Raw genomic sequence first — 13,907 nt, 5'->3', positions numbered from 1 at the left:
TGCTGAAGGTGGCGCTGGCCAGCAGCTGTCCGCCGCTGGTCCACAGGCTTCCGACATGCGTGCCGGTGTTCTGCGGGCCCTTGTAGAACCGGATGCTGTCGATGGTCCCCGAGCTGGCCGCGGTGAACTTCACGCCGACGGTGATGGCGTTCGAGTCGTCGTGGGAGGGGACGTCCGGGGTGGCCGAGCTTCCCCACAGGCTGTTCGACGGAGCGGTCGAGGGGGTGAACACCACGTCGACCCAGTAGTTGGTCGCCTGGTAGGTGTTGCTCGGGAAGAGGTTCCCCGAGCCGTAGACGTACACCCCGTTGCCGCCCGAGGCTCCGTCCGCCAGGGCCGTGAGCGGACCGTTGCTGAAGGCCTGGGTGAAGTACGGCCTCGTTATGGAGTAGAAGCCCACGTTGGTGTGGTACGACGCGACGTAGGTGGTGCCCGCGACGATGGAGACGGGTGAGGAGAAGTCCACCTGCTGCCATCCGGAGGCGGTCTCGTTGCTGAAGGTGGCGCTGGCCAGCAGCTGTCCGCCGCTGGTCCACAGGCTTCCGACATGCGTGCCGGTGTTCTGCGGGCCCTTGTAGAACCGGATGCTCTCGATGGTCCCCGAGGTCGACGCCCTGAACTTCACGCCGACGGTGATGGCGCTCGAGTCGTCGTGGGAGGGGACGTCCGGGGTGGCCGAGCTTCCCCACAGGCTGTTCGACGAGGCGGTCGAGGGGGTGAACACCACGTCGACCCAGTAGTTGGTCGCCTGGTAGGTGTAGGCGGGGAAGGCGCTCGTCCCGTTGTAGACGTACACGCCGTTGCCGCCCGAGGCCGCGTCGGAGGGGGCCGTGAGCGGGCCGTTGGTGTAGGCCTGGGTGAAGAACGGCCTCGTTATGGAGTAGAACCCGGCCGTGTGGTAGGAGACGACATAGGTGGTGCCCGCGGTGACGGCGACGGGTGAGGAGAAGCTCACCTGCTGCCATCCGGAGGCGGTCTCGTTGCTGAACGTCGCTCTCGCCAGCAGCTGTCCGCCGCTGCTCCACAGGCTTCCGACGTGGGTGCCGGTGTTCTGCGTTCCCTTGTAGAACCTGACCCCGGTGATGTAGCCCGAGCTCGCGGGCGTGAACTTCACGCCGACCTCGATCGAGGAGGAGTCGTTGTGCGAGTCGACGGCGGGCGTCATCACCGGCGTCCACAGGGTGCAGGGGCATTCGGAGACCGTGACGGTCACCGAGGCCGGATTCTGCTGCATGTTGCCGATGTCGTCGACCGCCCGGGTCCGGATGGTCACCGCCCCGGAGGTTGAGGGAGTCCAGTTGTACACCCAGTTGGTGGTCCCCGTCGCGTGGGCCCAGGTCGTGCCGCCGTCGAAGGAGATCTCGACGCCGGCGACGACGCCGCCGCCCGTGTCGGCGGCCGTGCCCTGGATCGTGGTGATCGTGCCGTTCTGGACGGAGGCGCCGCTCGCCGGGCTGGTGATCGTCGAGGTGGGGGGACTGGTGTCCGTCGAGGCGGTCGCCGGGACCAGGCCCGCCTGGAGGCTGACGGGCTGGACCTGCATGTCGGCGAAGAGGTTGACCGTCGCCTGCTGCATCCGGATGTCCGTGGGCGTTCCCGGCATGTCATGGGTGGCGTCGAGGCCCCACGACCACTGGATGGTTCCCGACCCGAAGACGAGCGCGCCGCTCGAGTGCCGGTAGAGCGTCAGGCTGTGCGTCGCGGTCCCGGCGCCGTAGGTGCTGCCGAAGTCGAGCAGGAACAGGGAGGAGGTGCTCACGGTCGTTCTGGAGTACTTCACCAGTCCCGCCGGTTGGAAGCCGTTGTCGGGCGCCTCGTCCCACTCGTAGCCGAGGGTGCCGCCGGGGAAGGTGGCGGTCTGGCCGGGCTGCAGGTTGGCGACGGAGGTGTTGCGCCACAACCGCATGGCGGCGAACTCGGAGGGAACCGTGATGGCGTCGTAGGCGTAACCGTTGATCCTGAACAGGGTTCCCGTCAGGCCGTTCTCCGGCTCCGGAGGGACGAAACGGGGGTCGCGCCACGTGCCCGTCCACTCGGGACTCGGGTCGATCTTGGCGTTCGCCGTGGTCTCCTTGTAACAGACGAGCGTCCGGAACGGAGTGTTCGAGCTGTCGATGCTGTTCTCCCAGCGGGTCTTCCAGAAGACCTCGTTTCCGCTGAAGAAGGCGAGGCTCACCCCGTTGTTCCGGGCGTTCTCCGCGTTCTCGCGCATCTCGCGGGACCAGTACTCATCGTGCCCCGAGACCATGAACATCTTGTGGTCGAGCATCTCCGCCCCCCGGCTGGCGGTGTCGATGCTGGAGGTGTAGCCGACGTCGTATCCGTTGGCCTCGACCCACCGGATCATCGGGTACTCCGACTCGAAGAACCTGCGGGTCTGCGCCCCGAAGGGGCGGTTGTAGCTCACCTTGAAGGCCCGCCCCGCCGGGCTGCCCACGTAGAGGCTGTTGCCGCCGTAGGTGTTGTAGGCCTGCCAGGTGGCGTCCGAGGTCTGCAGCAGGATGTCCGAGTCCCTGGAGTCGTCGCGGACGACGAACACGATGTGGCTCGAACCGCTCGTGGCGTCCTGCCGGACCAGCTTCGCGAGGTAGACCCCGGACACGACGGTGTTCGGCACCGCCCAGGAGGCCGAGACCCCCCAGTTGCCGCAGTCGACCAGGCCGGTCGTCGCGTTGCTCAGGCAGGCGGGCTGCGTCTGCGGCAGGGAGGCGGAGGGACTGATCGTCGTGATCAGCCGCGCGCCCATGCCGTTGTAGTAGCCGATGCGGTAGATGTCCAGGCGGTAGTTGGGCGAGTTGGTGTTCACCTTGAACTGGACGGTCGACCCCTTGTTCACGCTCATCTGGGCGGCGTAGCCCTGGATGTTGCTGCTGCCCCCTCCCGAGACGTCCCACTCGCTGGGGGGATTGCCGGGAAGGTTGTTCTCCGCGCAGATGACGTTGACGGGCTGGCACACGGCCCTGAGCCTGCGGGCCTGGGCGGGACGCCCGTCGGCCTTCCCGCCCAGGTCGCCGGAGCCGGTCTCCGGCCGTGCGGGTGTCGCCTCACCGGGTGTCGTCTCACCGGGTGTCGTCTCACTGGGCGTCGTCTCGTCGGAGGTCGTCTGGCGCGGGGGAGTCGTCTCGCCCAGGGGGGTGGCGGGAGGCGACGGGATCCCGGACGCGGAGCCCTGAGAGGGTTCCCCTCTGTTCGAGGGGTACTGCGGGGGCGCCGCCCGGTCCGACAGATCCGAGGACTCTGTCTCGTCCGAGGAGGAGGGGCCCGGGGTGTCCCGCCCCGGAATCACGGGGGCCGTCTCGCTCCGTGACGAGCCCTGCAGCGTCTCCACCGCCGAGGACGTGTCCGCCGGCGTGGGCGCGGGCGTCGCCGCCCCCAGCGCGCCGGCCAGGGGGATCAGCGCGCCTCCCAACGCGACCAGCGCGATCCGGAATCTCCGTCCTCGCCAGGACGTCCGACTGTTCTTCTGCTCGCCGTATCGCACGCACAACCCCCGGTCGCAACCTCGCAGTCGGCCACCGCCAGACGGCGAAAACCCGGCGACGTGTACGCCGGACGGCGAAATTCTGACGACGCGGCTGAACAGGGAGGTTCACGGACGCATGCGTTCGACGATGTCTTGCCGCTCCTTTGTTGAGATCTAGACCCTTTGGCCGTTCCGGGGGCGGTTCGCCATCACAGAGGAGTTCTCGGGACACGACACCCGTCGGTGTGACGGCGTGCGAAGGCCGCCGGCCCGCGGCCGGTCCCGCCGTTTCCGTGATGACGGATCGGGCGGGAGAGGCGGCCGCGGGCCGGCGGGCGGGGATTCCTAGCCGACGTCGTAGAGCACGTCGACCCAGTAGTTCGTGGCCCGGTAGCCGTTCACCGGGAAGGTGTTCGTCGCGCCGTAGCTGTACACGCCGTTGACGCCGATGCCCTGCGTCCCGTTCTCAGGTGCGGCGAGCGGGCCCCTCGCGCGTGGGACGATGAAGTACGGCCTGTTCACCGAGTAGAAGCCGGAGGTGGTGTGGTAGGAGACGACGTAGACGGTGCCCGCGGTGACGGCGACGGACGAGGAGAAGTTCGCCTCCTGCCATCCGGAGGCGGTCTCGTTGCTGAAAGTGACGCCGGCCAGGAGCTGGCCGCCGCTGGTCCACAGGCTTCCGGTGTGGGTGCCGGTGTTCAGCGAGCCCTTGTAGAACTTGACTCCCCTGATCGAGCCGTTGGCACTCGGCCGGAACTTCAGGCCGACGGTGATGGCGTTGGAGTCGTTGTGGGATGCGGTGTCCGGGGTGTCGGCGCTCGACCAGAAGCTGGTCGACGGGGAGAAGAGCACGTCGACCCAGTAGTTCGTGGCCTGGAAGCCGTTCACCGGGAAGGTGCTCGCCGTGCCGTAGGAGTACACGCCGTTGACGCTCGCGGCGCTGTTCTCCGGAGCGGTGAGCGGGCCGTTGGTGCGGGCCTGGGTGAAATACAGCCTCGACACCGAGTAGAACCCGGAGGTGGTGTGGTAGGAGGCGACGTAGGTGGTGCCGGCGGTGACGGAGACGGGTGAGGAGAAGCTCACCTGTTGCCATCCGGAGGCGGTCTCGCTGGTGAAGACGGCGCTGGCCAGGAGCTGGCCGCCGCTGGTCCACAGGGTTCCGGTGTGGGTGCCGGTGTTCAGCGAGCCCTTGTAGAACTTGATTCCCCGGATGACGCCGTCGGTGCTCGCGGTGAACTTCACGCCGACGGCGGTCGCGTTGGAGTCGTTCTGGGATGCGCTGTCCGGGGTGTCGACGCTCGTCCAGAGGCTGGCCGTGACGATCTGGATCACCGGGGCCGAGGCGCTGGGGGCGAAGTGCACGGTGCCTTCGCCGCTGGGGGTGTCACCGCCCAGGTAGACGGCGACGATCGAGTGGTTGCCGGCGGAGAGCGCCGAGGTGGTGAGCGTGGCGACCCCCGAGCCGTTGGCCGTGCTCGTTCCGATGACGGTCAAGCCGTCCTTGAAGGCGACCTGGCCCTGCGGGCTGAGCGAGCCCGTGACCGGGCTCACCGTGGCGGTGAAGGTGACCTGCTGGCCCGCCGCGCTGGGAGAGCCCGAGGTGGTCAGGGCCGTGGTCGTCGGCGGGTTGTTCGGGACGGTGATGCGGGTCTTCGGGATGCTGGCGGTGCCCTGGAGGGTGACGGTGTCGGTGAGGGCGAAGAGACGGCCGTAGACGGCGGCCCCGTTGTTGACCGAGACCGAGTCGGACGCCAGGACGTTCCCCCGGAAGGTGGAGAGCGTTCCAAGCGTCGCGGAGTCGCTGAGCTGCCAGAAGACGTTGTCCTCCTGGGCTCCGCCGATGAGGGCCACGTTGCTGACGCTCGCCGTGGAGAGCGTGGCTCCCTTGAAGATGAAGAGCGCGTCCGGGTCGCTCTGGGCGTCGAGGGTGAGCGTGCCGGCTATCGCCAGGTTTCCGTTGGCGGTGTCGTAGACGCCCGGGGTCTTGGTCGTCCCGCCGAGCTGGGTGGGCACGGTGGTGACGGGCGTCCGCGCGGTGATGTCGTTGTAGGCGGCGGTCGCGGCGGCCAGGGCCTGCGTCGCGGCGGCGTCACCGTTGTGCGTCGCCCCGCTCACCGTGCCGGGGGGAAAGCCGCTGATGGTGCCGCCCGCGCCGACGCCGAGGTCTCCCGCGACGTCGGTGAGGTTGACGTTCGCCACCGTCGACCCCGCCAGGACCCCGAAGGAGGCGGCGCTGCCGAGGTTCACCGGCAACGCGTTCGCCTCCTTCTGCGTCCCGGCGACCACGCCCATCGTGAGGACGGTCACGAGGGTGACCAGGAGCCAGGGGCGGCCGAGCCTTCGCAGGGGGGTGTTTCTGCGGATCGAGGCCGTTGGGGGGACGGGGGATTGACCTGTTTCTCGCACTTCGGGCATCGCAGTCACCCTTTCTGGATTGACTGGGAGCTGTTCGGGGGAGTCGCACGCCTTGGTTCCGCGGGCGCGTTCGCATGAGCGCCGGGCGGGCGTGCCGTGGTGAGGGGTGGTCGTGCGACGTGGTTTTCCTGGTATCTCGCGCCGGCGGTGTGCGCGACGTTTCATGGATGCCGCGTTTCATGGGGGACATGTCACCGGATGGTGATTTCGCAGGCTTCCATGTATTTTTGCCGGGCTGTTGTGTCCGTTGGGAAAAAGGGGGAGGCGCGAGCGGGAAATGGGAGGTGAAGGGCGTCGCGCATGCGGAGGACGTCACGACATGCGATGGCGACTGCGCCTTGAGCGGTGGGGGGCGGGGACCTATGTTTGATCATAGGAGAACCTCTATCAATGCGCGATTGAAAGAGATTTTACTCGTGACCGTTCTGGATTGCCATAGTGCGGGGTTCGGGTAGTCCGATAATTTTATTATGATGATTTGAGGGGAATTGGCGGTCAATTAATCTTGCGTTTATCGCGATATCTGCTGATATGTTTTCCTGGCTCTCGGCTCGCACGTGGAAGTCGGCGAGGGCGCGCGTTCGCCGCGTCGGCGTCAGGGGGGAGCGAGCACACGGTCAGGCCCGCGGTCGCCTCACCGGGCGGCGAGCACCTCCTGGGACAGCACGTTCGACCTGCTCGGCATGAAGAGGACCCACGCCTCATGCATGGCGGTGCCGCGGCTCACGTAGACGGCGGTGATCTGGTGCGTTCCCGCGGAGAGGCTCGAGGTCGTGAATCTCGCGACTCCTGTGGCGTCGGTCAGGACTATGCCGAGACGGGTCGAGCCGTCCCTGAAGAGCACCCTGCCGGTGGGGGTGAGCGAGCCGGTGACGGCGCTCACCGTCGCCGTGAAGGTGACGGCCTGCCCCGCGGTCGAGGGGTTCGGCGACGAGGTGAGCGTCGTGGTGGTCCGCGGGCGGGTCACCCCGGGGAGGGAGACCCGGGTGGCGGGGAGTATGGCGGAGCCCCTGAGCTCGACGGTGCCGTTGAGCGCAAGGGTGCGGCCGTAGACGACGGCGGTCTCCGCCACGGTGATCGAGTTCAGTGCCAGGACGTTTCCCTGGAAGGTCGAGAGGGTTCCGATCGTCGCGGAGTCTCCGACCTGCCAGAAGATGTTGTCCACCTTGGCGCCGTTGGCGAGGGCGATGTTGCTGACCCTGGCCGTGTTCAGGGCGGAGTCCGCCTGGAAGACGAAAACCGCGCCGGGGTCGCCTTCGGCGTCGAGGGTGAGTGTCCCGTCGAGGGTGAAGACGCCCTCGGCCGCCTTGTACACGCCGGGGGTCCTGGTCGTCCCGCCGAGCTCCGCGGCCACGGTGGCGGTGGGGGTCCGTGCCGCGACGTTCTGGTAGGCCGCGGCGGCGGCGGCCGCCACCGCCTTCGCGTGGGCGTCGTCGAGGTGCGCGGAGCCTTCCCGCACCTCTCCCGGGGGGAAGCCGGTCAGGGCGGTGCCCGGGCTCAGGTCGAGGTTGCCGCTCACGGTGACCAGCTTCGTCGCGGTGACCGCCGTCCCGGCCAGGACCGCGGTGTTCGCGGCTCTGCCGAGGTCCACCGGTTCCTGCGCGGCGCTCATGCCCTTCGGCGTCGCGACCAGCGAACCCAGCACGCCCGCGACCAGGATGGTCGGCGCCAGCCAGTAGCGGCGGCGTGGAAAGGTGCGTGGATTATCAACGTTCGTCATTGATGGTCCTTATGCCGGTGACGCCGCATCGACGATGGCCGCCGTCACGAACTCGAATGCGGGTGCTCCGGGAAACCGGTCCCCATGGGCGTGAGTCTGACGAAACGATCAACTCCACCGGACGCGGACATCCGTGCTTGACGATGCTCTTGCGGATACTTTGCGGGTGACCGGGATCCATGCCGTCTTCCCGTGCCGCATCACGGCCGCCGCGGGCGACACGCCCGGTTCGCCGCCGAATCGGTGTCATGGGAACCATGGCTCCTACAGTCGGGTCGTACCTCATCTCGATGTGACGGGGGTCATGGCATGGGGGAGAAGCTGGTCGTCGTCGGCCAGGGTTACGTCGGTCTGCCTCTGGCGATGCGGGCCGTCGAAGCGGGGTTCGACGTCGTGGGGATCGACGTCGACGAGTGGCGGACCAAGCGGCTCAACGCCGGTGAGTCCTATGTCGAGGACGTCGACGACGATCTGCTGGCGGCGGCTCACCACTCGGGGCGCTATCTGGCCAGCACCGACTACGCCGACGCCGAGGCGTTCGACGTCTGCGTGATAACGGTTCCGACGCCCCTGCGGGAGGGCGTTCCCGATCTGCGCCACATCGGTTCCGCGGGCCGCTCCCTGGCTCCGCTGGTACGGCCGGGCGCCACGGTGATCCTGGAGTCGACCACCTATCCGGGGACCACGGAGGAGTATCTACGGCCACTGCTCGAGGAGGGCTCGGGGTTGTGCACCCCGGAGGACTTCTTCCTCGGCTACAGTCCCGAGCGGATCGACCCCGGCAACTCCCACTGGCGGCTGGAGAACACGCCGAAGGTCGTCTCCGGGATCGACGAGGGCTCGCTGGAGAGGATCAGGGCGTTCTACGGGCGGATCGTGCGGGAGGTCGTTCCCGTCTCCTCGCTGCAGGTGGCCGAGCTGTGCAAGCTCATGGAGAACACCTTCCGGCACGTCAACATCGCCCTCATGAACGAGCTGTCGATCTTCGCGCAGCAGCTCGGGATCGACGTCTGGGAGGCCATAGACGCCGCCTCGACCAAGCCGTTCGGCTACATGCGCTTCACTCCGGGGCCCGGCGTCGGCGGGCACTGCCTGCCCATCGACCCGTCGTACCTGTCGTGGAAGGTCAAGCGCAGCCTGGGGCACAACTTCCGCTTCGTCGAGCTGGCGAACGACATCAACGACCACATGCCGGAGTACGTCGTCCACAGGCTGATCCTCGGGCTGAACCGGCGGAGCATGCCGATCAGGGGCAGCCGGGTGCTCGTGCTCGGGCTCGCCTACAAGAAGAACGCGGGAGACTGCCGCGAGTCGCCGGCGATCGAGGTGGCCAGGGCCCTGTGCAAGCTGGGGGCCGAGGTGCGGGCCGCCGATCCCCATGTGGAGACCTCCCTGCTGCCGCCGGACATCGAGATCGTCAGGCCGGTCGAGCGGGAGCTCGAGCGAGCGGACGCGGTGGTGATCCTCACCGACCACGACTGCTTCGACTACGACCTCGTCCAGCGCTGCGGCGCCTATGTCTTCGACACCCGTAACCGCTGCCGGGGTTCCAACGTCGAGCGGCTGTGAGCCGGAGGGGGCGGGCCGTCCGCGGTCTCCGCGGCGGTCCGCCTGACGGCGGCTACGGCCCCATGACCCGGGCGATCAGTTCCTCGACCTGGGTGTTGAGCCTGGAGCCGCGCGGCCATCCCGCGTAGAGGGTGAGGAAGACGACGATCTCCCTCAGTTCCTCCGGGGTGAGCTCACCGGTCCGTACGGCCGCGTCCAGCTGGAGCTCGACCATGTCGTCCATGCTCTGACCGACGAGGAGCCCGAGCAGGAGCAGCCTGCGGTCCCGCACGCTCAGCCCGTCCCTGGACCAGACCTCGGCGAACAGGCGCTCCACGGTCGCGCCGAAGAGGTCGCCGGTCTCCTCCCTGCCGTGGACCCGCCTCATGATCTCCAGTCCGCGGGCGCGGCGGTCGGCAACACTGTCGTGCGCGTGCTCGTTCACGGGGCACTCCGGGTCCGTCGGCCAGCCGGTCGAGGTGATCGCGGTGAGGTGTCTCACCACCCCATCCTTGGTCAGTTTCAGCGTCAGGGGTAGCTCCTTCCGTCGTGAGTCACGACATGTATGAATATTTCGCGTCCAGGCTTGCCGGACGTTACAGGCCACGACCTCCTGCGCTCTCCTGTCCCCGTTCCGCCCCCAGGGACCCCCGTGATGATCTGTAACAAGTGAACACAACCTATCGCCAAGATTTGGTCAAGGTTTCCAGGATGGCTGGACCGTGAAAGGAGATGCATACTCGGAAAACGGGCACAACTATCTCGTTGGTCCGTAAAGCGGAGGTATACCCCTGGTGGAACGGTCAAGGGCCAGGTTCGCCGTGATCTCGATGGCGGTCATCCCCGCCATGGTCGGCGGGCTGACCGGATGCGCGGGTCCAGAGTTCACCTACGTCCGCCACGATGACGGTCAGACCTACTTCAAAGTGCCGGCGGCCTGGCGGAAGGTCGACCAGGAGGCGCTGGACAGGGCGACCACAGGGCAGGACCCCGAGTCGGCGACCGCCCGACTACGCAGGCGACTCGTCTGGTCGGTCGCCTACGACGCCAACGTCACCCCCTCCGCCGACCACCTCCTCGGCTACGGCACCGGGGACGAGCCGTTCGTCTTCGCCCGGGTCGACAAGCTCCTGCCCGACCAGCGGGACGCCATCTCCCTGAACGGCATGCGCGACGCGATCATCCCCGTCACCAAGGCGCTCAGGGAGGAGTACGCCCAGCTTCCCGGCTATCCGCTGACCGACTTCGAACTCCTGGCCGACGAGGTGCTCGCGCCGGGGGACGGTCTGCGCGGAGTGCACGTGCGGTTCAACTACACGGTCGGCGGGGCGGGCACGCAGACCTTCGACCTCACCTCCTACCTCGCGGGAGACGGCGACCAGATCTCCACGCTGCTGATCCGCTGCTCCGCGGGCTGCTACCGCAGACGCGCCGCCGAGTTCGACGGGATCGCGCAATCGTTCAAGGTCAAGCGACTCACCGGGTGAGGAGAAGCCCGAACATGACGTCACCCCCGCTCTCTCCGAGTTCGGAGGGCCTGCGCGCACCCGGTTCAGGCCCGGCCGACCCGCGTCCCCTCACCCGCAAGCGCATGCCGTTCTGGGACCGGACCAAGTTCGTCCTCGTCCTGGCGCTCATCTACGTTGTTCTGGTCTGGAATGAGATGGCCTCCTACGAGGGCATCATCACCGTCCGGGACGCCGCGATCAGAACCACCGCCACCGCGCCGTGGATCTTCTGGCTGCTGGGGGCCGAGCTCCTGCGGCAGCTCCACTTCCTCGCCAGCGAGCGTTCCGCCGGATACCACCGCTTCTGGACTCGCGGGGTCTTCGGCGGCTTCGAGCGCTGGAGTCACCGCCGCTTCTCCGACTGGAACCGCTTCAGGCTGGCCCGCGCCGTCAAGTGGCTGTTCTGGATCGGGGTGCTCGCCCTCATCCTCGGCGAGGTGCTGGGAACCTCGCCCGCGCTCGCGCTGTTCCAGGCCCCGGCGCTGCTGTGGCAGGCGCTGCCGTACGCGGCGCAACTCGCCTTCGCGTTCTTCTTCGTCGCCTTCCAGTTCATCGGCCTGTTCTGGCTGCTGTCGCGGGGCGGCGTCGAGACCTACTTCCCCGACGACATCAAGACCCGGTTCACCGACGTCTGGGGGCAGGACCACGTGGTCGAACGCGTCAAGGAGAACATCGTCTTCCTGGAGCGGCCCGACGAGATCGAGGAGCGCGGCGGCTACGTGCCCAGCGGCCTGCTGCTGTGGGGGCCGCCCGGCACGGGCAAGACGCTGATGGCCGAGGCCGTCGCGGGGGAGACGGGCAAACCGTACGTGTTCGTCGACCCCGGGGCGTTCGTCAACATGTTCATGGGCATCGGCATCCTGAAGGTGAAGTCGCTGTTCAGAAAGCTCCGCAAACTCTCCCTCAGGTACGGAGGCGTGATCGTCTTCTTCGACGAGGCCGACTCGCTCGGCCGCCGCGGCTCGCTGGCCCAGCAGGGACCCAGGGGCGGCGCCAGCTTCTCCCCGCACTCGGGCGGCTGTCACGGCTTCGGCTATCTGACGCGGGACACCAGGTGGCTGCTCGCCGGGCGGCAGGCGTCGAGGCCCGCCCACGAGGAGCGGGAAACCGGCCGCAGCCGCTTCTACATGGGCGGCAACCTCGGCGGCGGCGGGGACCCGGGAACGTTGCAGGCCCTGCTCACGGAGCTGTCAGGCCTGAAGAAGCCGCGTGGTGTCGTCAACCGCCACGTCCGGCGGCTGCTCGGCATGCGCCCCAAGCCGCCGCCGAGGTACCGCATCCTGGTCATGATGGCGACCAACATGCCCAACTCGCTGGACGAGGCGCTGCTGCGGCCGGGCCGCATCGACCGCATCTACAAGGTGGGCTACCCCTCGAAGGCGGGCCGGGTCCGCACCTACCGGGGCTACTTCGACAAGGTGCGGCACGAACTGACCGAGGAGCAGCTGGACAAGCTGGCGGTCATCACGCCCTACGCCACCGGAGCGACCATCAAGGACCTGGTGAACGAGTCGCTGATCACCGCGATCCGCGACGGCAGGGAGGTCATCACCTGGGCGGACGTGACCAGGGCGAAACGGCTCAAGCAACTCGGGCCGCCCGAGGACGTGGAGTACATCGAGCGTGAGCGGCACGCGGTGGCCGTGCACGAGGCGTGTCACGCGGTGGCCGCCTACCGGACCCGCTACCACCTCGAGATCGACATCGCCACGATCGAGAAGGGCGCCGACTACCTCGGCATGGTCGCGAGCATCAAACCCGAGGACCAGTTCACCCGGTGGAAGTCCGAGCACGAGGCCGACATCATGGTCTCCCTCGCCTCGCTGGCGGGGGAGCGGATGTTCTTCGCCGAGGACAACTCCTCCGGCGTCTCGGGCGACCTGTACTCGGCCACCTACCTCACCGCGCTGATGGAGGCGCACTGGGGCATGGGACGCGGGGTCACCTCGCTTCCCGCGCTGCAGGAACTGGAGATCATGGGCGGCAAGTCGCTGCCCAGGGCGGAGGGCGCCGGGGGCGTCGGCGTCAGGCCGTCCGGCGGCGGGCAGCCGCCGGCTCCCGACGTGCTGGGCGAGCGCATCGAGTACAACCTGGTGCGCCTGCTGAAGGCCACCGAGGAGCTGTTGCGGGAGCATCGGCGGGAGGTGCTCTGCCTGGCCCACGCGCTGGAGGTCCACAAGACCCTCAACGGCGAGGACGTGGTCGCGATCCTCGAGCATCGGCAGGGGCCGCTGGTCGACGGCTCGGTCTACGTCTCGGACGGGTTCTACGCCGAGATCGAGGAGTATCACCTGGAGGCCGCGCGGGCTCACCGTGAGCACAGCCGCGTGGAGCGGGAACTGCCCGTCCCGGTGAGAACGCCCCGCCTCGAGCCCGCGGGCGCTCTCGTCCAGGGGGCGGTCGTGGCCGGCAACGGTCACGGAGGCGCGCTGCCCGGCGTCGTCTCCACCGCCGTCCCCGCCGTCCCCGCCGTCGTCTCCGGCGCCGAGGCGGGGAACGCGAGACCTGCGGCGGCGGGTGGGCCGGACTTCGTGCCGTGGGGCGACGACGGGTCGCTCTCCCAGCCGGTTTCGCCGCCGGGTTCGCCGCCGGTTCCGTCGACCGGGACACCGGGGGCGAGCCGGGCGCCCCGGCGGCGTCTGCGCGCCGCGCTGGCGGTCACGGGAAGTCTGACCGCGCTGGCGGCTCTCACCTTGCTCGTCGTCCATCTCGTCGGAGGCGGGGCGGGCGGCCCGCAGGGCTCGGGAACGCTCCTGGCGACGCTCGCCGCGGTGGCAGTCACGGCGGTCGTGCTCCTCCTGGCCGCCGTCGTCGTCACGGTGCTCAGGAACGCACAGGCGGCCCGTGCCAGGGCGGAGGCCCAGCGGGACCGTGCGGTGGAACGCGCCCAGCTTCTCGCCGCCGCGATGGAGCCGGGAGTCGCCATGCGGGTGCTCGGCTACAACGGCGAACGGCAGGGTGGCTGAGGGCTCCGGGGGAACCGGGCGACCGGTTCCCCCGGAAGGCGGCTCAGCCGAACTCGCCGTCCTTCACACCGCCGACGAAGGCGTCCCACTCGCCCTGAGTGAACGCCAGCGCCGGACCGTCGGGGTTCTTCGAGTCGCGGACGAGGTAGAGCTCATCTACTCCGGCCTTGTGCGCGGCGACAGCCGGGTCACCGGGCACGACCGCCACCTCCACGCAGTCCCCTCCGTTGGTGCTGTGGCTGCTCTTGCGCCATGCGACGCTGGACAGATCCATCGATGGTCCTCGT

8 protein-coding genes are annotated in these 13,907 nt (G+C 68.4%); 3 read left to right on the top strand and 5 right to left on the bottom strand.

What is annotated here, in order from left to right:
- The 3 genes from PKF00_RS37780 to PKF00_RS37770 all read right to left on the bottom strand — a co-directional run.
- On the bottom strand, positions 1-3,481 hold a 3,481-nt coding region (locus tag PKF00_RS37780), incomplete at its 3' end, for a DUF4082 domain-containing protein (RefSeq protein WP_271222540.1).
- A gap of 327 nt (positions 3,482-3,808) precedes the next feature.
- Entirely contained in the window at positions 3,809-5,770 is a 1,962-nt protein-coding gene (locus PKF00_RS37775) for a DUF4082 domain-containing protein (RefSeq protein ID WP_271222539.1), read from the bottom strand.
- Positions 5,771-6,512: 742 nt separating this feature from the next.
- Positions 6,513-7,598: an ice-binding family protein gene (locus tag PKF00_RS37770; protein WP_271222538.1), complete on the bottom strand. Its 1,086-nt coding sequence runs from the start codon at positions 7,596-7,598 to the stop codon at positions 6,513-6,515.
- A gap of 309 nt (positions 7,599-7,907) precedes the next feature.
- Here PKF00_RS37770 and PKF00_RS37765 point away from each other — a divergent pair, with 309 nt between their 5' ends.
- A complete protein-coding gene (locus PKF00_RS37765; protein ID WP_271222537.1) occupies positions 7,908-9,167 on the top strand; it encodes a nucleotide sugar dehydrogenase in 1,260 nt (419 codons plus the stop codon).
- Positions 9,168-9,219: 52 nt separating this feature from the next.
- Here PKF00_RS37765 and PKF00_RS37760 read toward each other — a convergent pair whose 3' ends face one another.
- On the bottom strand, positions 9,220-9,648 hold the full coding sequence (locus PKF00_RS37760) for a carboxymuconolactone decarboxylase family protein (protein ID WP_271222536.1): 429 nt from the start codon (positions 9,646-9,648) through the stop codon (positions 9,220-9,222).
- 292 nt (positions 9,649-9,940) lie between these two features.
- Here PKF00_RS37760 and PKF00_RS37755 point away from each other — a divergent pair, with 292 nt between their 5' ends.
- Positions 9,941-10,633 carry a hypothetical protein gene (locus tag PKF00_RS37755; RefSeq protein WP_271222535.1) on the top strand — a complete coding sequence of 231 codons (693 nt, stop codon included), beginning with the start codon at positions 9,941-9,943 and terminating at the stop codon, positions 10,631-10,633.
- A 14-nt stretch (positions 10,634-10,647) separates the two neighbouring features.
- A complete protein-coding gene (locus PKF00_RS37750; protein ID WP_271222534.1) occupies positions 10,648-13,620 on the top strand; it encodes an AAA family ATPase in 2,973 nt (990 codons plus the stop codon).
- A gap of 43 nt (positions 13,621-13,663) precedes the next feature.
- On the opposite strand, the gene PKF00_RS37745 is transcribed toward PKF00_RS37750, so the two are convergent.
- Positions 13,664-13,894: a DUF397 domain-containing protein gene (locus tag PKF00_RS37745; RefSeq protein WP_271222533.1), complete on the bottom strand. Its 231-nt coding sequence runs from the start codon at positions 13,892-13,894 to the stop codon at positions 13,664-13,666.
- Positions 13,895-13,907: the final 13 nt, after the last annotated feature.

Source organism: Streptosporangium carneum, from assembly GCF_027922005.1.
GTDB lineage: Bacteria > Actinomycetota > Actinomycetes > Streptosporangiales > Streptosporangiaceae > Streptosporangium > Streptosporangium carneum.
This window is presented reverse-complemented; position numbering and strand designations above follow the sequence as displayed.